At 67.8% G+C, this 23,338-nt stretch carries 21 protein-coding genes and 1 riboswitch; of the genes, 10 read left to right on the top strand and 11 right to left on the bottom strand.

Annotated elements, in window-relative coordinates; all coding sequences use genetic code 11:
• The first annotated feature begins 137 nt into the window (after nucleotides 1–137).
• Together ACZYZ3_RS18955 and ACZYZ3_RS18960 are read left to right on the top strand one after the other, a co-directional pair.
• Nucleotides 138–2,411: a gluconokinase, GntK/IdnK-type gene (locus tag ACZYZ3_RS18955; RefSeq protein WP_463965363.1), complete on the top strand. Its 2,274-nt coding sequence runs from the start codon at nucleotides 138–140 to the stop codon at nucleotides 2,409–2,411.
• A 220-nt stretch (nucleotides 2,412–2,631) separates the two neighbouring features.
• A complete protein-coding gene (locus ACZYZ3_RS18960) occupies nucleotides 2,632–3,873 on the top strand; it encodes an FAD-dependent oxidoreductase (protein WP_463965338.1) in 1,242 nt (413 codons plus the stop codon).
• A 30-nt stretch (nucleotides 3,874–3,903) separates the two neighbouring features.
• On the opposite strand, the gene ACZYZ3_RS18965 is transcribed toward ACZYZ3_RS18960, so the two are convergent.
• The 5 genes from ACZYZ3_RS18965 to acsA are packed head-to-tail and all read right to left on the bottom strand — an operon-like array spanning nucleotide 3,904 to nucleotide 9,507.
• Complete coding sequence (locus tag ACZYZ3_RS18965) at nucleotides 3,904–4,146, bottom strand: acyl carrier protein (protein WP_463965339.1); 243 nt, start codon at nucleotides 4,144–4,146, stop codon at nucleotides 3,904–3,906.
• A gap of 13 nt (nucleotides 4,147–4,159) precedes the next feature.
• Nucleotides 4,160–5,590: a dihydrolipoamide acetyltransferase family protein gene (locus ACZYZ3_RS18970; protein WP_463965340.1), complete on the bottom strand. Its 1,431-nt coding sequence runs from the start codon at nucleotides 5,588–5,590 to the stop codon at nucleotides 4,160–4,162.
• Nucleotides 5,583–6,563, bottom strand: a complete 981-nt coding sequence (locus tag ACZYZ3_RS18975; RefSeq protein WP_463965341.1) for an alpha-ketoacid dehydrogenase subunit beta — start codon at nucleotides 6,561–6,563, stop codon at nucleotides 5,583–5,585. Before ACZYZ3_RS18975 ends, ACZYZ3_RS18970 begins: the two co-directional genes overlap by 8 nt.
• A complete protein-coding gene (pdhA, locus tag ACZYZ3_RS18980; protein ID WP_463965342.1) occupies nucleotides 6,560–7,603 on the bottom strand; it encodes a pyruvate dehydrogenase (acetyl-transferring) E1 component subunit alpha in 1,044 nt (347 codons plus the stop codon). The genes ACZYZ3_RS18975 and pdhA overlap by 4 nt, the downstream gene beginning before the upstream one ends.
• Nucleotides 7,600–9,507: an acetate--CoA ligase gene (acsA, locus tag ACZYZ3_RS18985; RefSeq protein WP_463965343.1), complete on the bottom strand. Its 1,908-nt coding sequence runs from the start codon at nucleotides 9,505–9,507 to the stop codon at nucleotides 7,600–7,602. The genes pdhA and acsA overlap by 4 nt, the downstream gene beginning before the upstream one ends.
• A 140-nt stretch (nucleotides 9,508–9,647) precedes the next feature.
• On the opposite strand from acsA, the gene pyrE reads away from it, so the two are divergent.
• From pyrE to ACZYZ3_RS19005, 4 genes are all read left to right on the top strand, one after another.
• The gene (gene pyrE, locus ACZYZ3_RS18990; protein WP_463965344.1) at nucleotides 9,648–10,232 is read left to right on the top strand and encodes an orotate phosphoribosyltransferase; all 585 of its coding nucleotides are present in this window, start codon (nucleotides 9,648–9,650) and stop codon (nucleotides 10,230–10,232) included.
• 92 nt (nucleotides 10,233–10,324) lie between these two features.
• Nucleotides 10,325–11,098 carry a GAF and ANTAR domain-containing protein gene (locus ACZYZ3_RS18995; RefSeq protein ID WP_463965345.1) on the top strand — a complete coding sequence of 258 codons (774 nt, stop codon included), beginning with the start codon at nucleotides 10,325–10,327 and terminating at the stop codon, nucleotides 11,096–11,098.
• A gap of 116 nt (nucleotides 11,099–11,214) precedes the next feature.
• Complete coding sequence (locus tag ACZYZ3_RS19000; RefSeq protein WP_463965346.1) at nucleotides 11,215–11,808, top strand: hypothetical protein; 594 nt, start codon at nucleotides 11,215–11,217, stop codon at nucleotides 11,806–11,808.
• Between the two features lie 84 nt (nucleotides 11,809–11,892).
• A complete protein-coding gene (locus ACZYZ3_RS19005) occupies nucleotides 11,893–12,933 on the top strand; it encodes a thioesterase domain-containing protein (RefSeq protein ID WP_463965347.1) in 1,041 nt (346 codons plus the stop codon).
• A gap of 10 nt (nucleotides 12,934–12,943) precedes the next feature.
• Here the strand turns inward: ACZYZ3_RS19005 and ACZYZ3_RS19010 are convergent, their stop codons facing one another.
• Nucleotides 12,944–13,798 carry an HAD-IIA family hydrolase gene (locus ACZYZ3_RS19010; protein ID WP_463965348.1) on the bottom strand — a complete coding sequence of 285 codons (855 nt, stop codon included), beginning with the start codon at nucleotides 13,796–13,798 and terminating at the stop codon, nucleotides 12,944–12,946.
• A 52-nt stretch (nucleotides 13,799–13,850) separates the two neighbouring features.
• Between ACZYZ3_RS19010 and ACZYZ3_RS19015 the strand changes: the two genes are divergently transcribed.
• The 3 genes from ACZYZ3_RS19015 to ACZYZ3_RS19025 all read left to right on the top strand — a co-directional run bounded on the left by ACZYZ3_RS19015 (nucleotide 13,851) and on the right by ACZYZ3_RS19025 (nucleotide 16,184).
• Nucleotides 13,851–14,555 (top strand): TrmH family RNA methyltransferase, encoded by a 705-nt coding sequence (locus ACZYZ3_RS19015; protein ID WP_463965349.1) that lies wholly within the window; start codon nucleotides 13,851–13,853, stop codon nucleotides 14,553–14,555.
• 178 nt (nucleotides 14,556–14,733) lie between these two features.
• Nucleotides 14,734–15,753: a class II fructose-bisphosphate aldolase gene (gene fbaA, locus ACZYZ3_RS19020; protein ID WP_463965350.1), complete on the top strand. Its 1,020-nt coding sequence runs from the start codon at nucleotides 14,734–14,736 to the stop codon at nucleotides 15,751–15,753.
• A 2-nt stretch (nucleotides 15,754–15,755) separates the two neighbouring features.
• Nucleotides 15,756–16,184: a DUF3151 domain-containing protein gene (locus tag ACZYZ3_RS19025; RefSeq protein WP_463965351.1), complete on the top strand. Its 429-nt coding sequence runs from the start codon at nucleotides 15,756–15,758 to the stop codon at nucleotides 16,182–16,184.
• A gap of 139 nt (nucleotides 16,185–16,323) precedes the next feature.
• On the opposite strand, the gene ACZYZ3_RS19030 is transcribed toward ACZYZ3_RS19025, so the two are convergent.
• Nucleotides 16,324–16,956, bottom strand: a complete 633-nt coding sequence (locus ACZYZ3_RS19030; RefSeq protein WP_463875384.1) for a uracil-DNA glycosylase family protein — start codon at nucleotides 16,954–16,956, stop codon at nucleotides 16,324–16,326.
• Nucleotides 16,957–17,127: 171 nt separating this feature from the next.
• Nucleotides 17,128–18,336: a cobalamin-independent methionine synthase II family protein gene (locus tag ACZYZ3_RS19035; RefSeq protein WP_463965352.1), complete on the bottom strand. Its 1,209-nt coding sequence runs from the start codon at nucleotides 18,334–18,336 to the stop codon at nucleotides 17,128–17,130.
• Between the two features lie 11 nt (nucleotides 18,337–18,347).
• A riboswitch (SAM riboswitch) is annotated at nucleotides 18,348–18,454 on the bottom strand.
• Between the two features lie 285 nt (nucleotides 18,455–18,739).
• Between ACZYZ3_RS19035 and ACZYZ3_RS19040 the strand changes: the two genes are divergently transcribed.
• Nucleotides 18,740–20,029, top strand: a complete 1,290-nt coding sequence (locus ACZYZ3_RS19040; RefSeq protein ID WP_226759439.1) for an adenylosuccinate synthase — start codon at nucleotides 18,740–18,742, stop codon at nucleotides 20,027–20,029.
• A 175-nt stretch (nucleotides 20,030–20,204) separates the two neighbouring features.
• Here ACZYZ3_RS19040 and ACZYZ3_RS19045 read toward each other — a convergent pair whose 3' ends face one another.
• The 3 genes from ACZYZ3_RS19045 to sfnG are packed head-to-tail and all read right to left on the bottom strand — an operon-like array spanning nucleotide 20,205 to nucleotide 23,334.
• Nucleotides 20,205–20,702 carry a CoA-binding protein gene (locus tag ACZYZ3_RS19045; protein ID WP_463965353.1) on the bottom strand — a complete coding sequence of 166 codons (498 nt, stop codon included), beginning with the start codon at nucleotides 20,700–20,702 and terminating at the stop codon, nucleotides 20,205–20,207.
• The gene (locus ACZYZ3_RS19050; RefSeq protein ID WP_463965354.1) at nucleotides 20,699–22,105 is read right to left on the bottom strand and encodes an O-acetylhomoserine aminocarboxypropyltransferase/cysteine synthase family protein; all 1,407 of its coding nucleotides are present in this window, start codon (nucleotides 22,103–22,105) and stop codon (nucleotides 20,699–20,701) included. The genes ACZYZ3_RS19045 and ACZYZ3_RS19050 overlap by 4 nt, the downstream gene beginning before the upstream one ends.
• Nucleotides 22,105–23,334 carry a dimethylsulfone monooxygenase SfnG gene (sfnG, locus tag ACZYZ3_RS19055; RefSeq protein WP_463965355.1) on the bottom strand — a complete coding sequence of 410 codons (1,230 nt, stop codon included), beginning with the start codon at nucleotides 23,332–23,334 and terminating at the stop codon, nucleotides 22,105–22,107. The genes ACZYZ3_RS19050 and sfnG overlap by 1 nt, the downstream gene beginning before the upstream one ends.
• Nucleotides 23,335–23,338: the final 4 nt, after the last annotated feature.

Raw genomic sequence — 23,338 nt, forward strand, 5'->3', positions numbered from 1 at the left:
AACGAGGAAGCCGCCAACAGCTACCCCTACCAGCAGGCCTACCTGCCCTACAACCGCCTCGTCGACGGAACGGTCCACGACTGGTGACGGCCCCTGCAACCGCCTCCGCTCCCGGCCCCGCCCGCCGCGTCGTCGTTATGGGTGTCTCCGGCTGCGGCAAGACCACCATCGGTGACCTCCTGGCCCGCGAACTGGGGGTGCCGTTCCTCGACGGCGATTCCCTGCACCCGGTCGAGAACGTCGCCAAGATGGCGGCCGGCACCCCGCTGACGGACGACGACCGCGCGCCCTGGCTCGCCGCCGTGGGCAGCACATTGGCCAACCGGGGCGACGGTGGACTGGTCCTGGCCTGTTCGGCGCTCCGTCGCTGCTACCGGGACTCCATCCGCGCACTGGCGCCCGGGACCGTGTTCCTGCACCTGCACGGCAGCAAAGAGGTCCTCGGGTCCCGGCTCGAAGGCCGTTCCGGCCATTTCATGCCGCCCGCGCTGCTGGAATCACAGCTCGCGACGCTGGAACCCCTGGACGCCGACGAAGCCGGGACCGTGGTCGACATCGCCGCCCCGGTCCGAGAGGTCGTGGCTGAGGCGCTGGCCGGGATTGCCGCCGTCGCCGGGCCGGGCGCTCCGGCCGGCGACGCTGTCGGTGCGGCGGGCACGGAGCGACGCCGGTTCGACGTCGACCTCCAGGCTGCGCCGTTCAACCTTGACGACGACGCGGTCGCGTGGGTGGATTCCACGATCGCGGGGATGAGCCTCGAGGAAAAGATCGGCCAGCTGTTCATCAACCACAACAACGACTACACCCCGGAATATCTGGACGGCGTCCTGGAGAACTACCACGTGGGCGGTATGCGTTACCGGCCAGGCCCCTCCGCCGCGGTGCAGGACCACATCCGCTATGCGCAGTCCAAAACCCGCATCCCGCTGCTCGTGGCCTCCAACCCGGAAATGGGGGGAGCCGGAAGCTGCGACGACGGAACGTTTGTGTCGACGCACCTGCAGGCCGGCTCGCACCCGGACAAGGCCATCGCCCGGCAAATGGGGCAGGTGGCCGGCGTCGAAACCGCGGCGCTGGGCTGCAACTGGGCGTTCGCGCCGATCGTGGACATCCACTACAACTGGCGCAACACGGTCATCTCCACCCGGGCCTTCGGCAACACCCCGGAGATCGTGGTGGAGCGCGCCAAGGAGTACTTCGACGGCATCAGTGAGTCCGCCACCGTCTGCGCCATGAAGCACTTCCCGGGCGACGGCATGGACGAACGCGACCAGCACGTCGTCACCTCCTACAACACCCTCGGCTACGGGGAGTGGAACCGGACCTACGGGCACGTGTACCGGGAGATGATCGGGCACGGCGTGCAGTCCATCATGATCGGGCACATCGGGACACCGGAACTTTCCCGGCACTTCCGCCCGGGTCTGGCGGACCGGGACATCCTGCCCGCGACTCTCGCGCCGGAACTGCTCCAGGACCTGCTCCGCGGCGAGCTCGGCTTCAACGGGCTGATCCTGACGGACGCGTCGCAGATGATCGGCCTGACGCAGGCCATGAAGCGCAGGGACCTGGTGCCGGCCACCATCGCCGCCGGCTGTGACATGTTCCTGTTCTTCCGCAACCCGGCGGAAGATTTCCAGTACATGCTGGATGGCTACAAGTCCGGCGCCATTTCCGAGGAACGGCTGAACGACGCGCTGCGTCGGATCCTTGCGCTGAAGGCCAGCCTGGGGCTCCACCTCAAACCGGCCGCGGAGCTTGTCCCGCAGGCCGACGCACTCACTGTGATCGGAAGCGACGCCCACCGGGGCGTGGCAGCGGCGATCGCTGACAAGACCGCCACCTTGGTCAAGGACACCGCGAACAACCTGCCCATCACGCCGGAGACGCACCCGAGGATCCGCCTGTATGGCATCTCCGGCGGTGCGGACTTCACCCGCGCGGAACCGCTGGCCTACCTGGACACGGTCAAAACCGAGCTCGAGACTGCCGGTTTCGAGGTGCACGTGTTCAAAACGGCGGACCAGCGCGAGGCAGCAGGGGAGACGGGCGTGAATTTCATGTCGGTCATCTCCGAGGAAGCCACCGGCGATTACGCGGACAAGTACGACGCAGCCTTCGTGTTCGCCAATGTCAAGGGGTTCGCCCAGGAGTCAGCCATCCGGATCAAGTGGTCCACCCCCATGGCCGCGGAAATCCCCTGGTACGTCACCGAGGTCCCCACCGTCTTCGTCTCGCTCAACCAGCCCAACCACCTGATTGACGTGCCGATGGTGAAGACCGCCATCCACGCCCACGCGGGAACCCGGGAGGCCATCCGGGCCACCATCGAGAAGATCCGGGGCAAGTCGGAGTTCCAGGGCACGTTCAACGAGAACGTGTTCTGCGATTCCTTCGACACCCGGCTCTGACCGGGCCCGTCCTTGTGACCTGACGCTGCGCTTCGTGATGGCCGCTGCGCCCAATACCGGGCGCTACGCGGATTCCCGAGCGCCCGGTATTGGGCGCCGCGCGAGCCGGAATCCGCCGCGCACGCCTGAATCCGCCGCGCACGCCTGAATCCGCCGCGCGAGCCGGAAACCGCCGCGAATACCCCTCCCGCGGCACCGTGCGCAGGCGTAGCGTATGGCCATGGAGAAGACCGGATGTGTGGTGGTCGGCGGCGGGCCGGCGGGCATGATGCTGGGACTGCTGCTGGCGCGGGCCGGCGTGCAGGTCACGGTGCTGGAGAAGCACGATGATTTCTTCCGGGACTTCCGCGGCGACACCGTCCATGCCTCCACGATCCGGCTGATCGATGAGCTGGGCCTGGGCGAGGAGTTCCGCCGGCTGCCGCAAAGCCGGCTCAGCAACGTCGCCTTCCCGGTGCCCGGCGGTCCGCCCGTGACCATGGGCAACTTCGAATCGCTGCCGCCGCCCTACAACTACGTGGCCATGATGCCGCAATGGGACTTCCTGAACTTCCTGGCCGACGCCGCCGCCCAGGAACCGTCCTTCAGCCTGCGGATGGGCCACAAGGCGACCTCGCTGGTCCGCAACGGCGGCCGGGTCACGGGGGTCCGCTACCGGACCGCGGACGGTGCCGGGGGAGAGGTCAGGGCGGACGTGGTGGTGGCGACGGACGGGCGCCATTCCGCCCTGCGTGCCGCGGCAGGGCTGGCACCGAAAGAGTATCCCGTGCCGTTCGACACCTGGTGGTTCCGTCTGCCGCGGCTCGCCTCCGAGCACGGCGAGGTCGCAGGAATCGTGCCCGCCTTCGGCCGCGGCGAGGCACTGCTGGCACTCAACCGCACCGAGTACTTCCAAATGGGGTATCTGGCGCCGAAGGGCACGGACGCCCGGATCCGCGCCGAGGGCGTTGAGGGCTTCCGACGCCGGGTTGCGGCGCTCCGCCCCGATCTCGCCGACCGCGTCGATGCGATCACCTCGCTGGAGGACCTGCACTGGCTGGATGTGCGCCTGGACCGCCTGCGCCACTGGCACATCAACGGGTTGCTCTGCATTGGAGACGCCGCGCACGCGATGTCGCCGGCCGGCGGGGTCGGGATCAACCTGGCCATCCAGGATGCCGTGGCCGCCGCGGATTGCCTGGCCCCGGCGCTGCTCCGGGGCCGGGTCTCCCGCGCGGACCTGGCGAAAGTCGAACGACGGCGGCGGACGCCCACTGTCGTCGTGCAGACCGTGCAACGGGTGATGCACCGCGTGCTGTTCCAGCCGATCATGACCGGGACGCGGGCCGGGGCGCCGGCCGTCCTGCTGGTCGTGGCACGGCACCTGCCGGCCGTCGGCAAGGTGGTTCCACGGTTCGTGGCGTTCGGGCCGCGGCCGGAACACGCCCCCGCGTTCGCCCGGCGTGCCCCGCAGCACTCATAGCCGCGGCGTTCCGGCGGGTAGACCGCCGGTTCAGCCGTGGGCCTCAAGGTAGCCGATCAGTCCCTGCACCGTGGCCACCGCAGGGTAGTCCCGCTCCGGGATGTCGACGCCGGTGGCCGTGTCGATCGTTTCGACCAGCCGGAGGAAATCCAGCGAATCGAGTTCGAGGTCCTGACGGAGCCGGGCGCCATCGTCCACCTCGGCCAGGTCCACGTCCGGCGCCACCTTGCCCAGAGCCGCTTCCACGGCCGCCCTGGCATCTTGTTCGTTCATGGTTCCTCCCGTTTCACAGTTGCTCCGGTGCCTGCAGCAGCTCCTCGATCCGTGCCAGGTAGCGGCCGCCGCGCAGCCCGTCGCTGACCCGGTGGTCGGCGGAGAGGGTGGCGGTCACGGCGGGCCGGACGCCGAGCATCCCGTTCTGCGCCCACGGCTGCTCCAGGACCCGGCCGAAGCCGACCATCGCGACCTGCGGGGGATAGATGACGCCGAAGACACTCTCCACACCGAGGTCGCCGAGGTTCGTCACCGTGATCGTGGGATCCGCCATTTCGGCGCGCTGCAGCCGTCCGGCCCGGGCGCGGCCGACGAGGTCCCGCAGCTGCTCCATCAGCACATCGACCGGCAGGGTGTCCGCGTCGTGGATGGCCGGGGCCACCAGGCCGCCCTGGCGCAGGGCGACGGCGACCCCGAGGTGGACCGACGCGCTGGGCCGGAACCCGCCGTCGTCGTAGAAGCCGTTCACTTCCGGGACGTCCTTGGCCGCGAGCGCCGCAGCCTTGAGCAGCAGCGCGGAGGGGACCAGGCGGGCGGAGACCGGCCGCTGGGCGTTGACGGACTGCATCCAGTCGACGGCGGCGCGCAGGTCCAGAGTGGTGCTCAGGTAATAGTGCGGGATGGTCTTCTTCGAACGCGACATCAGGGCCCCGACGGCGCGGCGCAGGCTGGCTACGCGCTCGCGGGCATCCATGGACGTCCCGGAAACCGCTGCCGCGGCGGCCGGCACCCCGACGGCCGGCTCGCGGGTCGCTTCTCCCGCTGGAGCCGCCGGCCTGCCCTTCACTGGGGCTTTCAGCTGGCCGGCCGTCGGCGTACCCGCCGCAGGTGCCGCCACCGGACCGGCCTCCGGGCTCCGGGCAGCAGCGTGCTGCACGTCCGCCACGGTCACGGCACCCTCCGGTCCCGTGCCGCTAGCGGCGGACAGCTCGACGCCGAGTTCGGCGGCGAGACGCCTGGCCCGAGGCGAGGACCGGACACGGGCCTCGGACGGCCTGGAGGCCACGGCGTGCTCCACATCGGCCCGCGTGATGGCTCCGGCCTTGCCGGTGCCGTGGATCCTGGCCGTGTCGACGCCCAGCCGGTGCGCCAGATGCCGCACCGGCGGGGCGATCGGAGAGATGGCCGGCGGCTCTTCCCCGGTCTTCGGGGCCCCGCGCCGGACCGGCGGCGCCGGCGCCTCACCACTGGGTGCCCCCACCTCGGCCGGGGTCTGCGTGATTCTGGCCAGCGGGGTGCCCACCGGCACGGTTTGGCCGAGGTCGACGAGCAGTTCGGCGACGACCCCCTCCTGGAAGGACTCCACATCCATGACCGTCTTGTCGGTGTCCACCACCGCCACGAGGTCCCCGCGGCGCACATAGTCGCCGGGCTTGACCAGCCACTCGACGATCTTGCCGTGCTCCATGTCAGCTCCGAGGGACGGCATCAGGAAGTCACCCACCGGCCCCGACCGCCTCCTTGGCTGCTGCCACAATCCGCCCGGCGGACGGCAGGGCGGCCAGTTCCAGATGCTTGGAATAGGGGATCGGCACTTCGGCGCTGCAGACCCGGCCCACCGGGGCGTCCAGGTCATAGAATACGTTTTCGGTGATCCGGGCACTGATCTCGGCGGAGATGCTTCCGCTGCGCCATCCCTCATCCACCACCACCGCCCGGTGGGTCCTGCGCACCGAGGCGAGGATCGCGGCCTCGTCGAGCGGCCGCAGGGTGCGCAGGTCCAGCACCTCCGCGTCGATGCCCTCGTCCGCGAGCTGCCCGGCGGCGTCGAGCACCGCCGGCAGCGTGCCGCCGTAGGTGATCAGCGACAGGTCGTTCCCGGTGCGCCGGACCGCGGCGGTGTCGATGTCCACCGGGCCGGCGTCGGCGTCGAGTTCCCCGGTGACGTTGTACAGCGAGCCGTGCTCAAAGATCAGCACCGGGTCGGGATCCTCCAGCGCGGTCCACAGCATGCCGCGGGCGTCGGCGAGCGTTGCGGGGGCGAGGATGCGCAGACCAGGGATGTGCGCGTACCAGCCCTCCAGGCTGTGCGAATGCTGCGCCCCGAGCTGGCGCCCGGCGCCCGTGGTCATCCGGATCACGAGGGGGACATTGAATTGTCCGCCGGACATGTGCAGCAGCGAGGCGGCGTTGTTCACGATCTGGTCGAGCGCGAGAAGGCTGAAATTGACGGTCATGATCTCCACGACCGGGCGCATTCCGCCGAGGGCCGCGCCGATGCCCGCTCCGACAAATCCGGACTCCGACAGCGGCGTATCGCGGATCCGTTCGGGCCCGAATTCCTCCAGCAGGCCCAGGCTCACCGCGAAGGATCCGCCGTACGCCCCGACGTCCTCACCCATCAGGAACACCCGCTCGTCGCGGAGCATGGCATCGCGGATGCCTGCCCGGAGCGCCTCGCGGTAGCTGGATTTCATGGTTGCCCCTCGCCGGTCCGGGTGCCGCTACCGGTTCTTGGGCCCGCACCGCGCTCGCTGTGCACGAAGCGGGTGAGGTCCTCCAACGGTTCGGGGGTTCCGGCTTCGGCGAATTCGACGGCGGCGGCCACCTCGGCGTCGGCGTCCGCCCCGAGCTGGTCCCAGTCCTGTGTGGACAGCTGGCCGGCGGCCTCCATCGTGGCGCGCAGCAGGTTGATCGGGTCACGTTCGAGCCAGCGGGCGACTTCGGCCTTGTCACGGTAGCGTTCGGGGTCGAACATCGAATGCGCCCGGAAGCGGTAGGTGCGCAGCTCCAGGAAGTGCGGGCCGCCGCCGGACCGCACGGCGTCCACCGCGCGCCGGGCCGTTTCCTCGACGGCCAGGACGTCCATGCCGTCCACGGCCCACGCCGCGATCTCGTAGGCGGCGGCCTTGAGCGCGATGTCCGTCTGCGATTCCGAGCGGCCCAGCGCCGTGCCCATGGCGTAGAGGTTGTTCTCGCAGCAGAACAGCACCGGCAGCTGCCACAGCGCGGCGAGATTGAGGCTCTCGTGGAACTCCCCTTCCGCGACGGCGCCTTCGCCGAAGAAACACACGGTCACGCGGGAACGCCCGGCCATCTTGTCCGCCAGGGCCAGCCCGACGGCGAGCGGCAGGCCGCCGGCGACGATCGCGTTCCCGCCGAAGAAGCGGGTGGCGGCGTCGAACAGATGCATGGACCCGCCGCGGCCGCGGCAGCAGCCCTCGACGTAGCCGTACATCTCGGCGAGGATCGCCCCGGCGGGGACACCACGCAGCAGGGCGTGGCCGTGCTCCCGGTAGGTGGCGACGACGGCGTCCTCCGGGGCCAGACTTTCGAGCACCCCGGCTGCGACGGCTTCCTCGCCGATGTAGACGTGCAGGAAACCGCGGATCTTGGCGGCGCTGTACAGCTCGACGCATTTCTCCTCCAGCCTGCGGACGCGAAGCATCTGCAGCAGCAGGTGCCGCCCGTGGGCGGGGTCCAGGGTATGGGCCGGCGGGTCCAGTGGTCCGGTCACGGCCGTGGCTCCGGCCGCTGAACGCCCGGCCCCGGCGCGCCCAGTTCCTGCCCGTCCGGTTCCGGCGCGCCCGGTTCCTGCCCGTCCGGTTCCGGTGCGCCGGCCGGGGTCTCGATCGTGGAGGTGTCGCCCTCCGGGAGACCGAGTTCGCGGGCCTTCAGCAGGCGTCGGAGGATCTTGCCGCTGCGGGTCCGGGGCAGAGCCGTGGTGAAGTCCAGCAGCCGCGGCGCCACTGCCGGGCCGAGCCGCTTGCGGGCGAAGCCGATGATCTCCAGCTGCAGTTCCTCCGAGGGCTCCCAGCCGGGCCGCAGTTCCACGAACGCCTTGACCACCTCGCCGGCCACCGGGTCGGGGACCCCAATCACCCCGGCCTCGGCCACGGCCTCGTGTTCCATCAGGGAGCTCTCCACCTCGAACGGGCCGATCAGGTGCCCGGAGGACTTGATGACGTCGTCGCCGCGTCCGACGAACCAGTAGTAGCCGTCGGCGTCGCACCTGGCGAGGTCGCCGGTGAGGTACCAGCCGCCCACGAAGCAGCGGCGGTAGCGCTCCTCCTCGTTCAGGTAGCCGCGGAACATCGAGGGCCAGCCGGGCCGCAGGGCCAGTTCGCCGACTGCGTCCGGCGCCGTCACGAGGACGGCCTCGCCGTCGCGGACGACCGGCCTGTCCTGGGCATCCCGGGCCACAATGCCCGCCTGTACGCCGGGCAGCGGCCGGCCCATCGAGCCGGGGCGGATCTCGGTGGCGGCGAAGTTGGAAATCATGATGCCGCCGGTTTCGGTCTGCCACCAGTTGTCGTGCACGGGCTGGCCGAAGGCCTCCTGGCCCCAGACGACGACCTCGGGGTTGAGCGGTTCGCCCACGCTGGCGACGAAGCGCAGCGCGGACAGGTCATGGCCCCGGGCGCGGTCAGCCCCGGCCCTCATCAGCATCCGCAGCGCAGTGGGGGCGGTGTACCAGACAGTGACGTGCTGTTCGGCGAGGATCCGGTACCAGCGGTCCGTGTCCATCTCCTCCTCGTCCACGATGGTCGTCACCCCGTGGGTCAGCGGTGCGATCACACCGTACGAGGTTCCGGTGACCCAGCCGGGGTCGGCTGTGCACCAGTACACGTCCTCCGGGTGCAGGTCCAGGGCCGCGGTCCCGGTCGCGTGGTGCGCGGTGACCGCGTCGTGCACGTGGATGGCACCCTTCGGGGTCCCGGTGGTACCGGACGTGAAGTGCAGCAGGGCCATGTCCTCGGCCTGCGTCGCGGCGATCCCGCCGTCGGCCGGGGCTGCGCGCATCAGCGCGGCAAGGTCCAGGGTGCCCGGTTCCGGGTGGCCGTCGGCGTCGGTCAGCAGGACGTGCCGGAGTTCGGGGAGCGAGTCGCGGAGGTGGGCAATTTTCTTGCGGTAGAGAGCCCGGGTGGTGACCAGGGCCCGGCCGGATCCCAACTGCAGCCGCTGGCGGACCGGTTCCGGGCCGAACGCGGAGAACAGCGGGCAAAAGACGCTGGCGTTCTTCAGCGTGCCCAGCACCGCAATGTACAGCGCCGGTCCGCGCCCGGTGAGCGAGAAGACGCGCTCACCGCGCCCCACACCGAGGCTGCGCAGCACCCCGGCGAAACGGCTGGTTTGCTCCGCGAGTTCGGCAAAGGTCAGGGAGTGGCTGCTGCCGTCCGCCCGGACGAACCGCAGTGCCTCGTGCCCGGCATGCCTCCCGGCGGCGTGCCGGTCCACTGCCTCGTAGGCGATGTTGACGCCGCGGCCGCCGGGCAGCCCGGACAGCTGATGCCGGGCTTGGTCCCAGGAGAAGCCGGCGCAGGCCGCATCGTAGTCCATCAGGTTCGGCCGCACCCGGAAGCCGCCGACGACTTTGCGAATGGCGGGCCAGCGGGTCGAAGATTCCGTTCCTGCCGTCATGGTTCCATCGCACTCCTGCCCGGCACGGGTTCCTAGAGTACAAAGACCCGCCGCCGGATCAGGGGAGGCTGCGGGAGGTGGGCCGACATCAAAGTGGCCGGCTGGGGATCCGCTGCCGGCCAGCCACTAAACTGGGTCCCATGACTGCCAACCGTGCTCCTGCAGCTGACACCGCTGCCGCCCGTGCCCGCCTGCTTGAACTGATCAAGGAGCTGGCCGTCGTGCGCGGCAAGGTCATCCTGTCCAGCGGCGCCGAGGCCGATTACTACATCGACCTGCGCCGGATCACGCTGCACCACGAGGCCTCCAGGCTTGTCGGCCAGGTCATGCTGTCGATGCTGGACGCCGCCGGCATCGACTTCGAGTGCGCCGGCGGACTGACCATGGGGGCCGACCCGGTGGGCACCGCCGTGATGCACGCCGCCGTCGACGCCGGACGTCCCGTGGACGCGTTCGTGGTCCGCAAGGCGCAGAAGTCCTACGGCATGGGCCGCCAGGTGGAGGGCCCCTCCGTCGAGGGCCGCAAGGTGCTGGTGCTGGAGGACACCTCCACGACCGGAGGCTCCGCGCTGACCGCCGTCGAGGGCGTCCGCCGGGCCGGCGGCAACGTGGTCGCCGTCGCCGTGATCGTGGACCGCGACACCGGTGCCAAGGAAAAGATCGAGGCAGAGGCCGGAGTTCCTTACCTCTTTGCCTTCGGCAAGGACGAACTGGGCCTCAGCTAGGAGCTCATCCCTCAGCGGACGCGTGTGGACGGTCGGATGACCGTGAATTATTATGTGCAGATACCCACTACACCCTCCGGAGACCCAGCGCCATGCTCCTGCCCGAAGAAATCCTCGAATCTGAACCCCTTAGCACCGTCGACCAGATTCAGAACCTCATTCTGGAAAGCGCTGATTTTGAGGCCTTCCTCAACGAACTCGCACGGCTTTCCGCCCATCAGGTGGCGGGTGCCGGCGACGACGCTCTGTGCGGCATCACCCTGCTGCGGGACCGCAAGGCCGCGACCATCGGCTGGAGCAGCGACTCCGCCCGCGAAGTCGACGAAATCCAGTACTCCCTCTCGCAGGGCCCGTGCCTGACGGCGGCCCGGGAGGAACGTGAAGTCTACGTTCCGGACCTGTTCGAGGAGGACCGGTGGGGGCCGGACTATGCCAACGCCGTCGCGTCGCACGGCCTACGCTCGGTGCTCTCCGTGCCGTTCCACCTGCAGGGCGAGGCCCAGGCTGCGCTGAACCTGTACTCGGATGTGCCGCACAAGTTCGACGGCGATGTGGCCAGTCGGGCGCGCGGCTACACCCGTGATATCTCCCAGGCACTGCGCCTGGCCGTCCGCTTCTCCCTGCACACTGACAGTGCCACCAATCTGCGGGCCACCCTTGAATCCCGCACCGTGATTGACATGGCGATCGGAGTGGTCATGGCGCAGAACCGCTGCGACCAGGAGGCTGCCGTCAAGATCCTCACTGACGCTTCCAGCAACGGCAACGTCAAGCTGCGTGACATCGCCGCGTCCCTGGTCCGGTCCGTTGGCGGCGCCGCGTCACGGACCCACTTCGAGGAACCCGGCCGGAAAGAAGCCGGCTAAGAAGGCACGGTCACGCGCGAATCGGTAGGTCCAGAGGACTTGTACGCGCCCCCCGCGGCCTATACCCTTATCAAGGTTGAGCCGTCGGCCATAGACACCCTTTTTTTGGAGTACCTATGGATACCTCGTTGAACGCCCACGCCAAGCTGGACATCGCCTCGGATGTTCTCCGGATCGATGTCCGGGGCAGCCTGACGCAACACTCCCGCCCCACTTTGATGCACCTGATCCAGCGCGTCCGCCGGATGGGCATCACGTCCCACATCCGCGTGGGTCTCGGCCACGCCGCCTTCGTGGAATCCTCGGCCCTGGCAGGGCTCCGCAACGACCTAAACGCCATCGACGGGGCCGCTGCGGTTGTCGACACCGCCGGTGCCCTGCCCAGTTCTGCCGGTGTGTCCCTCGAGCTGAATCCGTACCTGGAAACCGCGGTGGCTGCGCTGCCGTCCCTTGATCTCTCGGCGGACTTCACCGCATCCATTGACACCTGGGGGACGCGGCAGCTGAACGTCTTTTCCGACGCCGAACTGCTCGCCGCGAGCGACTCCGTGTTCGGGTTGATGGACAATCCGGCGGACATGGCCCGATCACAGCTCCTCGCGACCTACGACGAAATCGGCCTCGAAATCAGCCGCCGGCAAGTCGGGCCGGATACCGTCGGCCTCGAAATCAGCCGCCCCGGGGTGGGCCGGAAACCGGAACCGGTTTAGGCGGAGCCAGCCGGACCTGGCTGTAACTGAGCTGTTATCCGGCGCCGTTACGGATCCGGCTTCCCCGGTGGCTACGGTAGAGATGTGCCGCGTGAGCCTGAAGTTGAGGATGTGGGCGGGCCCGGCGACGCCGACGCCCGCGTGCTTCGGCACGCCGCCGAACTCCGGCGGTTCTCCCGGCGGGGCTTTCTGACCGGTGCCGGTGCCGCCTCCGTGCTCGCAGCGGACATGCTGTTGACCCGGCGGGTGCAGGCCGAACGCCGGGTCCATAAGATCCTCCCGGTGCCGGACGAGACCGCCGAGAGGTACTTTCCGAACGCCAGCTGGTTCCTCTTTCCCGGCTACAAGACGAGCTGGGAGGAAGCCTTGTGGATCCTGAACGCGCTGCGTGGTGCGCTGAACAAGCGCGGCCAGCTCGCCGCCGTCGGCTACTCCAATGTGGGCATCGACATAGACCAAATCGTGATCGCCGTGGTCGAGCACGCGCGGGCGCATCAACTGAGAACGTTCTACTTCTACGGCCACAGCTTTGGCGGCATGGTGGCCACCCAGGTCGCCGCCCGGCTCCGGGAACTGCACGGTATTGAGGTCGCGTTTATCCTGCTGGACTCCAGCCCGTACAGCAAGTACGACGTGCTGGACCAGAGTTGGTTCGAGGGGGTGGTGTTCCTCTACGAGAGCGGCTTCCGGTTCCCCTCGGTCCTGCGCGGAGGCTACGAACTGGGTGAGCGGATGATGCACAAGGACGAGCGCAGCTGGGGACAGGTCGTGGACCAGACCCTGGAACAGCTCTCGCCGATTGCGCCCTCCAGCGTTTTGATCCAGTCCGAGTCCGCCTTCATCTACCACTACGACGCCACCCGCTTCGCCGGAAAGCTCGGCGGGACCCGGATGGCCTTCATCGGCAATCCGCGGGACCGGACGGTCGACTACGAAACAGCCCGTGACTCCTGGTCGCTGACCTTCAAGGACAACATGGTCGCCGACTCGCTGCGGACCGACGGCGCCCGGCCGGCGCACGCCAGCCCGGGCTGGAACCCGTTCATCTACCGGCCGGTCATCGAGGAGCTGCAGGACCAGATTCTCCCGCTGCCTTCCGGCGGAGGCAAGAAGACCGCCTTCTAGGGGACGGGACTTAGATCTGGTTCTTCAGGTCGGCCACGGAGTTCAGGATCTGGTTGGGCCGGAACGGGTAGGCGGCGATGTCGTCCTTGTGGGTGATGCCGCTGAGCACCAGCACCGTGTGCAGCCCCGCTTCCATCCCCGCGATGATGTCGGTGTCCATCCGGTCACCGATCATGGCCGTGGTTTCCGAATGCGCGTCAATCTGGTTCATGGCCGAGCGGAACATCATCGGGTTCGGCTTGCCCACAATGTAGGGTTCCCGGCCCGTGGCCTTCGTGATGAGGGCCGCGATCGCGCCGGTGGCAGGCATCGGTCCGTCCTTCGAGGGGCCGGTGGCGTCCGGGTTGGTGGCGATGAACCTCGCCCCGCCCAGGATCAGCCGGATGGCCATGGTGATGGCTTCAAAGGAGTAGGTCCGGGTTTCGCCGAGCACCACAAAGTCCGGGTCCTGGTCGGTGAGGATAAAGCCGGCCTCGTGCAGCGCCGTCGTCAGGCCCGCTTCGCCGATCGTGTAGGCGCGGTTGCCGGAATCCGAGCCGCGCACCTGGTCCTTGAGGAACTGGGCAGTGGCCAGGGCCGAGGTCCAGATGTTCTCTTCGGGGATTTCCAGGCCCGAGCTCTTCAACCGGGCGGCGAGGTCCCGGGGCGTGTAGATCGAGTTGTTGGTCAGGACCAGGAAGCGCCGGGACGTGTCCACCCAGCGCTGGATGAGTTCCGCGGCGCCCGGGATGGGCTGGTTTTCGTGGACCAGGACACCGTCCATGTCGGTCAGCCAGCACTCGATCTCCTGGCCGCTGCGGTACACGGATTTGGATGAAAGCACGTGGTCCGCGTCTTCCCTGTGGTCTGCCTGGTGCTCCGCCATGCTGTCCTCCGCCGATAGGGTGCCGATGCCAGTCCCAGTCTAATGTTGAGTCGTGACTGAACCCGAGTTCCCCAGCGAAACCCTTTCCGGCACCCTGGCGGAGCCGGAGCCGGAGCCGGAGCCGGAACCGGCGGCGGAGCCCAAGGCGGAGGTCGGCGTCGGGCCCTGGGAAGGGGAACTGCCGGCGGGCGCGCACTGGGACCCGGACCTCCTGGCGGACGGGGACCGCCGCAACGTGGTGGACAAATACCGCTACTGGAAACACGAGGCGATCGTCGCGGACCTGGACTCCAAGCGGCACAACTTCCATATCGCGATCGAAAATTGGCAACACGACATGAACATCGGCACTGTCGTGCGCACCGCCAACGCGTTCCTTGCCCAGGAAGTCCACATCATCGGGCGACGCCGGTGGAACCGCCGCGGGGCCATGGTCACCGACCGGTACCAGCACATCCGGCACCACCCGACCGTCGCGGACTTCGTGGACTGGGCGCAGGGGGAGGGCCTGGCGATCATCGGCATCGACATCTTCCCGGACTCCGTCCCGCTGGAAACCTATGAACTGCCCAGGGACTGCGTGCTGGTGTTCGGCCAGGAGGGCCCGGGGCTATCCCCCGAGGTCCACGAAGCGGCGGTGGACACCTTGTCAATCGAGCAGTTCGGCTCCACCCGATCGATCAATGCCGCCTCGGCTGCCGCCGTCGCGATGCACGCCTGGATCCGCCGGCACGTGTTCAACCAGCTCCCGGGGTAGGGGCGCGGCCGGCCCGAAGCGGAAGTCGGGCGAACAGGATCACACGCGGGCCAGTATTACAGGCACGAGTGACCGGAAACACTGCCCGGGCGCCGGAATGGCTAGGATGGTTCCTAGCCGACGAGGTTCACTCCAGGGTGAGCCCAGCCCGCAGACGAAACTCACTTTAGGAGTCAGCATGCCCATTGCAACCCCAGAGATCTACTCCGAGATGATCGACCGCGCTAAGACGGGCGGCTTCGCGTTCCCCGCCGTGAACGTCACGTCCTCCCAGACCCTCAACGCGGCCCTGCGCGGTTTCGCCGAGGCCGAGTCCGACGGCATCGTCCAGGTCTCCACCGGCGGCGCCGCCTACTGGTCCGGGGCCTCCACCAAGGACATGGTGGCCGGTTCGCTCGGCTTCGCCGCGTTTGCCCGCGAAGTCGCCAAGAACTACGGCGTCAACATCGCCCTGCACACGGACCACTGCCCCAAGGACAAGCTGGATGGGCTCGTCCTGCCGCTGCTGGCAGCCTCCGAAGCCGAGGTGAAGGCCGGCCGCAACCCGCTCTTCAACTCCCACATGTGGGACGGCTCCGCCGAGACCCTGCCGGAAAACCTGCGCATCGCCCGTGAACTGCTGGAACGCACCGCTGCCGCCAAGATGATCCTCGAGGTCGAGATCGGCACGGTCGGCGGCGAGGAGGACGGCGTCGAGAACGCCATCAATGACAAGCTGTACACCACGGTTGAGGACGCGCTCGCCACCATCGATGCCCTCGGTGCCGGCGAGAACGGCCGCTACATCACGGCGCTGACCTTCGGCAACGTGCACGGCGTCTACAAGCCCGGCGGCGTCAAGCTCCGCCCGGAGATCCTCAAGGACATCCAGGAGCAGGTCGGCGCCAAGATCGGCAAGGCCAACCCGTTCGACCTGGTCTTCCACGGCGGCTCCGGGTCCTCCGAAAAGGAGATCGCCGACGCCGTCTCCTACGGTGTGATCAAAATGAACATCGACACCGACACCCAGTACGCCTTCACCCGGCCCGTGGCGGACCACATGTTCCGCAACTACGACGGCGTGCTCAAGGTCGATGGCGAAGTCGGCAACAAGAAGCTGTACGACCCGCGCGTCTGGGGCGCCTCCGCCGAGGCCGGCCTCGCGGCCCGCGTGGTCGAGGCTGCCCAGCAGCTCGGCTCCACCGGCAGGACGTTCTAGGCATGTCGGAGGATTTCCGCCGGAACCTGATGGGTCCCGAGCCCACGCTCCTGCCCGCCGAAACCGAGGTCTACGCGGCGCTGGACGCGGGCCAGGAAGCCCTGGACCTGGTGGAAAAGCACCCGACGTCCTCGCTGCTGTGGGCCGTGCTGGCCGAGGAAGCGTGGAGCGAGGGCCGGACCATCGATTCCTACGCCTACTCCCGTGTCGGCTACCACCGCGGCCTGGATTCGCTGCGCCGCAACGGCTGGCGCGGCGTCGGGCCCATCCCGTGGGAACACGAACCGAACCGCGGCTTCCTCCGGGCCCTGTATTCCCTGGGCCGGGCGTCCGCTGCGATCGGCGAGGCCGAGGAACTGGAGCGGATCGAGAAGTTCCTCAAGGACTCGGACCCCGCCGCCAAGGCAGCCATCGAAGCCGAAAAGCGCTAACCGCCAACAACAACGCGGGGTCACTTACGGCCCATTCCGCACACCGGGATGGGCGGGAAGTGACCCCGCGTTGTTTGTTAAAGTCCGACGGCGGGCGTCCACCAGTTGGGTGGGCGCCCGCCGTTGTCGTTTCGGAGAACTAGCTGGGCTTGGCCAGACCGGTGCGGGCCATGGCGTCCGCGTAGACGGCGCCCATCTCTTCAAGGTACTGCTCCTGGCGGGCCGGCGTGCCGGCGAAGGCGCGGCCGCTGAGCGAGCGGACCTTGTAGGTCTTGAGGCCGCGGCGCCAGATCATGGGCACCTCGGTCTTGAGGAGCAGGTTCGCGAGGCGGTTGGCTTCGGTGCCGTGCGCCACAATCACTGAGGCGCGGGGTACGACGGCGAGGAATTTCAGCAGAGGCTTCAGGCCTGCGGAAATCTGGTCCGGCGTGAACTTGCCGTTGGGCTCGCCTGGCACGTACCAGGGGTGGACGTTCCAGGGCATGACGTACTCGGGCCGCAGGCCGAGCTTCCACTGGACGCCGAGCAGGCGGGTGGCAGCTTCCTCGTCACCGGCGGTGATGAAACCCGACTCGTCCTCGGTTCCGATGTTGGAGAAGAGGCTGATGATCCGGCATTCGTCGACGTCGTGCAGCGGGTCCACGTACGGGACGTTCATGCCAGCTTTGGTTGCCTGCAGCGTGTCGCACAGTTCGTTGACTGCTGCAACGCTAGGTTCGTAGCGGCGGCTCAGAAGCTGTTCGCGTGAATTTTCAGTGGCCAAGGCTGTCATATATTGCTGAGTCTCCTGCGGGATTGGTAAAGCTGCCAGACCGTACGCGGCATGCCGGGTACCGGGGCATGACAAGTACGGTGTGGTTTGAAAATGTGGTGTGGACCGATTCCTGGTCGATCCTTATTAGTCTATCAAGCCCTGCGAAATGACGTTTCTGCCCAGACCCGGTCACCAGAGCCGCGCGGTGGCCCGGCGGGCGCCTTCCCCCAGGGATTCCAGCTTGGCAAAGGCGATTTGCGGGTGCACCCGTCCGCCGAGACCGCAGTCTGTGGAAGCAATCACATTTTCCCGGCCCACCAGCTGGGCAAAGCGTACGATCCGGTCCGCCACCAGGTCCGGGTGCTCGACGACGTTGGTGGCGTGGGAGACGACGCCGGGGATGATCACTTTTCCGTCGGGGAGCTGGGTGTCCTCCCAGACGCGCCACTCGTGCTCGTGGCGGACATTGGCGGCCTCGAAGGAGTAGCCGCCGGCATTGACCTGCAGTACGGAGCCGAGGATGTCCGCGAAGGGGATGTCCGTGGTGTGCGGGCCGTGCCAGGAACCCCAGCAGACGTGCAGACGGATCTGCTCCTGGGGGAGGCCGCGCAGGGCCCAATTGGTGGCTTCAACCCTGAGCTGGATGAATTTGAGATAATCCGCCAGAGCCGGTTCCGGGTTGATCTGGTCCCAGCTTTCGGCCAGCGACGGATCGTCGAGCTGGACCGTGAGTCCGGCGTCGACGATGGCCTTGTACTCCTCGCGCATGGCGTCCGCGCAGGCGTAGAGGAGTTCCTCATCGGTCTTGTAGTACTCGTTGGCGACGCGGGCGCAGGAGCCGGGGGAGAGGGAAGCGACGAAGCCCTCGGCCAGTCCGGCGGCGGCCAAGCCGGTTTTGAGGTTGGCGATATCCGAGCCCACGAGGGCCTGCCCGGTGTAGCTCAGCGGGCCGGCAATCTTTGGCTGCGTGACACTCTTGCGGTGGGCCAGGATCCCGGAGAACGGATCGTTGTAGGCCTCATTGAACTTCTGCCGGTCGCGCCGGTCCGGGAAGGAGGTCAGCACGATGTGGCCCGGCGTGGAGCGGTGCACCGCGGCGTCAGCCCAGCGGTCGACGTCCGTCGGCTCAAGGCCGCCGAGCCGGCTGAAGGAGTAGTTCCACCATGCGCCGTAGTCCACCGGGCCGGACATCGTATGCCCGTATTCGCCGTCGTTGGGGATGTCGATGCCGAGGTTTTTCTGGTGCTGGACGATGTCCACCACGGAGGTTTCCAGCAGATCCAGGAACTCGGGGGTGACGCCGTCTGCTTCCTTGGCCTCGTTCGCGGCGATGAGCTCGGGGGTGCGGGGCAGGGATCCGGCGTGCGTGGCGCGGATATGGTCGGTGTTCTGGCGCATGGGGCGCTTCCTTTCCATCGGTCCTGGCGGTAGCACCCTTTGCCGCCACAAGGCCGTGGCCGGGACAGGGTTGCTGCGGCGTCAATGGTCCAGGTCCCTCGGCCGCTCGGGATGGTCAGCTCTCACTTAATTCCACCCGGCCTGCCGGCGCAAGTGCGTGCGCCGAAGTTCCGCGGGCTGGACGCCGGGCCGCGGGCAGCGGCCGGCGGGAAGTCCATTGGATGGTCAAATGAACTGCCGCGACCGTGATCGGCTAAACTTGGGTGGTAAGAGCCCCGGACTCTGGCGTTGATGGTAAGAGCACAGCGGTAGATTCGGGGCATTCTCATGAACGGCGCTGAGCTCCGGTGACCACCCAGGTGAGTCACGCGGACTTCGGCCCGAACGAATGGGGGAGGATCCCATGCCAGCAATCGTGATCGTCGGAGCCCAATGGGGCGACGAAGGCAAAGGTAAGGCCACTGACCTGCTTGGTGGCCGAGTCGACTACGTCGTCAAGCCCAACGGCGGCAACAATGCCGGGCACACCGTCGTCGTAGGCGGTGAGAAGTATGAGCTCAAGCTCCTTCCGGCCGGCATCCTGAGCCCCAACGCGGTTCCGATCATCGGTAACGGCTGCGTGGTGAACCTCGAGGCGCTGTTCCAGGAGATCGACGGACTCGAAGCCCGCGGCGCCGACACCTCCAAGCTGCGTGTCTCCGCCAACGCCCACCTCGTGGCGCCCTACCACCAGGTCCTGGACAAGGTCACCGAGCGTTTCCTCGGCTCCCGCGCCATCGGCACCACCGGCCGCGGCATCGGCCCGGCTTACATGGACAAGGTGGCCCGCCTCGGCATCCGCGTCCAGGACGTCTTTGACGCCTCGATCCTGCGCCAGAAGGTCGAAGGGTCGCTGCGGCAGAAGAACGAGCTTCTGGTCAAGGTCTACAACCGCCGCGACATCGAGGTGGATGAGATCGTGGAGTACTTCCTGTCCTTCGCCGAGCGGCTCCGCCCGCTGGTCATCGACAGCACCTATGTCCTGAACACCGCCCTGGACGAGGGCAAGGTGGTCCTCATGGAGGGCGGCCAGGCCACCTTCCTGGACGTCGACCACGGCACCTACCCCTTCGTGACCTCCTCGAACCCGACGGCCGGCGGCGCCTCCGTGGGCTCGGGTATCGGCCCCACCCGCATCTCGCGCTCCATCGGCATCATCAAGGCGTACACCACCCGGGTGGGCGCAGGCCCCTTCCCCACGGAGCTGTTCGACGAGATGGGCATGTACCTGCAGAAGACGGGCGGGGAGTTCGGTGTCAACACCGGCCGGCCGCGCCGCTGCGGCTGGTACGACGCCGTGCTGGCGCGCCACGCCTCGCGCGTCAACGGGTTCACGGACTACTTCGTCACCAAGCTGGACGTGCTCACGGGCATAGAGCAGATCCCGGTCTGCGTGGCCTACGACGTCGACGGTGTCCGGCACGATGAGATGCCGATGACGCAGACCGAGTTCCACCACGCCAAGCCGATCTTTGAGTACTTCGAAGGCTGGACCGAGGACATCACCGGCGCCCGCACCCTGGAGGACCTCCCCGAGAACGCCAAGAACTACGTGCTGGCCCTCGAGAAGCTCTCCGGCACGCGCTTCTCCGCGATCGGCGTCGGCCCGGACCGCGACCAGACCATCGTGATCAACGATTTGATCAACGACTGACGCATCAGAAGCTGACGCACGACGGCGGCGGGTCACCTGAAAAGGTGACCCGCCGCCGTCGTTAAGCCGTCCCGCCGCAGTCCATCCGGGTCGCGGGTAAGGTGCGGGCTCGCCGTTTCGTTACGGCGAGCCCGCACGTTTGCCGCGAGTTCGGTAGCCGAACCCGCGGGAGGCGTTAGGCCAGGACCTGCCGCTTGGAGGAAATGACCCCGGTGTCGAAGCCGGCCAGGTGCAGGCCGCCGTGGAACCGGGCATGCTCAATCTTCACGCAGCGGTCCATCACGACGTCGAGCCCGGCAGCTTCCGCTTCCTTCGCGACGTCCTCGTGCCAGGAGCCGAGCTGCAGCCAGAGCGTCTTGGCGCCGGCGGCGATGGCCTCGTCCAGGACACCCGGCAGGTCATCGTGCTTGCGGAACACGTCCACGATGTCCGGACTCTCCGGCAGGTCCGCCAGTGAGGCGTACGTCGGCTCGCCCAGGATCTGTTTGACCACCGGGTTCACGAAGTACACCTTGTAGCGCGTGGAGGACTGCAGATAGGTTGCCACAAAGTAGCTCGCCCGGGACGGCTTGTCCGAGGCGCCCACAATCGCGATCGATTTCGCCTGCCGCAGCAGGTTCAGCCGCTCCGGTGCGGACGGCCCGGCCCAGGTACGGGTTTCTTCGCTGCTCATGACAGTGCTCCGATCGTGCAGGTGTCGGCCTCTGATGTGTCCGCGGAAGCGGCGCATCGCGCCGCCGAGGAACGAGGCGGTGTGTCTAAGCCGCGGGCGGACGCATCCGAGGCTGCTACCTCAGACGCCGTGTCCAGGGCCTGGTCCAGGTCCCAGAGGATGTCCTCGATGTCTTCCAGGCCGATGGAAATCCGGATCAGGTCCTCGGGGATACCGGCGGATTCGAGCTGTTCGGGGCTGAGCTGCTGGTGGGTGGTGGAGCCCGGGTGGATCACGAGGGTCCGGGAGTCGCCGACGTTGGCCAGATGCGAGGCCAGCTGCAGGGATTCGATGAACTTTTGGCCCGCGGCCCGGCCGCCTTTCACGCCGAAGGAGAACACCGAGCCCGGTCCCAGCGGCAGGTACTTCTTTGCCCGCTCGAAGTGCGGGTGAGAGGGCAGGCCGGAGAAGTTCACGTAGGCGACGCGCTCGTCCGCTTCGAGCCATTCCGCCACGGCCTGGGCGTTCTTGAGGTGTTCGTCCAGGCGCTGCGGGAGGGTCTCCACGCCCTGCAGGAGCTGGAAGGCAGACATCGGCGAGAGTGCGGGTCCGATGTCGCGCAGCTGCTCGCAGCGGAGCTTGGTCAGGAAGCCGTACTCGCCGAAGTTCTCCCACCAGGAGACGTTGCCGTAGGACGCCACCGGCTCGGTCATGGTGGGGAACTTCCCGTTGCCCCAGTTGAAGCGGCCGCTCTCGACAATCACGCCGCCGAGGGTGGTGCCGTGCCCGCCGAGGAACTTGGTGGCGGAGTGGATGACGATGTCCGCCCCGTGTTCGATCGGCCGCACGAGGTACGGGGTGCTCAAGGTGGCGTCGACGACCAGGGGGATGCCGGCGTCGCGCGCGACCTTGGCCAGCCCCTCCAGGTCCTGGACCTCCGAGGACGGGTTGGCCACCACCTCAACGAAAATCGCCTTGGTATTCGGCCGGACCGCCGCGGCGTAGTCCGCCGGGTCGGTGCCGGGGACGAATGTGGTGTCCACCCCGAAGCGGCGCAGCGTGACGTCCAGCTGGGTCACGGTGCCGCCGTAGAGCTGGGAGGCCGCGACGATGTGGTCGCCGGACTGGGTGAGCGCGGCGAAGGTGATGAACTCCGCGGCCATGCCCGAGGACGTGGCCACCGCGCCGATGCCGCCCTCCAGGGAAGCGATGCGCTCCTCGAACGCGGCGACCGTGGGGTTGCCGATCCGGGAGTAGATGTTGCCGTACTTCTGCAGCGCGAAGAGATTGGCGGCGTCCTGGGTGTCCTTGAACACGAAGGATGTGGTCTGGTAGATCGGCACGGCCCGGGCGCCGTGCTCGGCGTCGGGCGTTCCTCCGGCGTGCAGGGCGCGGGTGCGGAAGCCGAACTTGCGGTCGGCCATTACGCGTTCACCAGCCCGCTGGTCATGCCGGCTGGAGCAACCGGGATGCCGGACAGGTCCAGTTCCGTGCCGTGCTTCCGGGCGAGATCGGCTTCGAGTTCGCGGACGATCGGCAGGATGTCCTGCCCGAAGGCCGCGACCTCCTCCTGGAAGTGCAGGTAGCCGGTGAGGAACAGGTTCACGCCGATCTTCTTGTACTCCACGATCCGCTCGGCGATCTGCTCCGGGGTGCCGATCAGCTGCGTCTTGAAGCCGTCGTTGTACTGGACCAGGTCCTCGAAGCTCGAGTCGGCCCACATGCCCTTGCCGTCCTTGGTGGACGCCCCCGCCTCCTGGACCGCGGCGCGGAAACCCTCGACGGCGGGTTTGTGTGCCTTCGCGACGATCTCGCGGAGGGTGGCCCGGGCTTCCTTCTCGGAATCGCGGGCGATCACGAATCCGTTCAGGCCAAACTTGGGAGAGGGGAGCGCGGCGGGCGCTCCCTCGGTGCCGCGCTGCGTCCCGCGCCCGCTTTCTCCTGCGGAAGCAACGACGCCGGCGATGTTCTCCTTGAAGCCTTCCAGGTCCTTGCCGTTGGAGAAGTACCAGTCCGCCACGCGGCCGGCCGTGGCCTGTGCGGCGGTGGAATTGCCGCCGAAGAAGATCTCCGGGTGCGCCCGGCCCGGCACGTCCACCGGGGCCGGCTGCAGGGTGAAGTCGGTGATGTTGTAGTACTCGCCGGCCTGGCTGAAGTCCTGCTCGGTCCACAGTCCGCGGAGGACCTTGATGAACTCCTCGGTGCGGACGTAGCGTTCGTCGTGCTCAAGCCACTCAAGCCCGAAGTTCTCGAACTCCGCCTTGAGCCAGCCCGAGACGATGTTCACGGCGGCCCGGCCGTTGGAGATGTGGTCCGCGGTGATGATGAACTTCGCCAGCACACCGGGGTGCCACATGCCCGGATGGACGGCGGAGATCACCTTGAGCCGCTCGGTGGCGGCCAGCAGCGCGAGGCTGAACGAGGTGGCCTCGTGCTGCTTGTCCGCGCCGTAGGAGGCGGCATAGCGGGTCTGGGTCAGGGCGTATTCGAAGCCGGAGTTTTCCGCGATCCGGGCCAGCTTCTTGTTGTACTCGAAGTCCCAGCCGGTTCGCTGTTCGATGGTGGAGACCACCAGTCCGCCGGAGACATTCGGAACCCAGTAGGCGAACTTGAGCGGATCGGAAAGACGGGCGGCGTTGCTGATGTCAGTCATGGGA

The sequence above is a fragment of the Pseudarthrobacter linnaei genome (genome assembly GCF_055412825.1).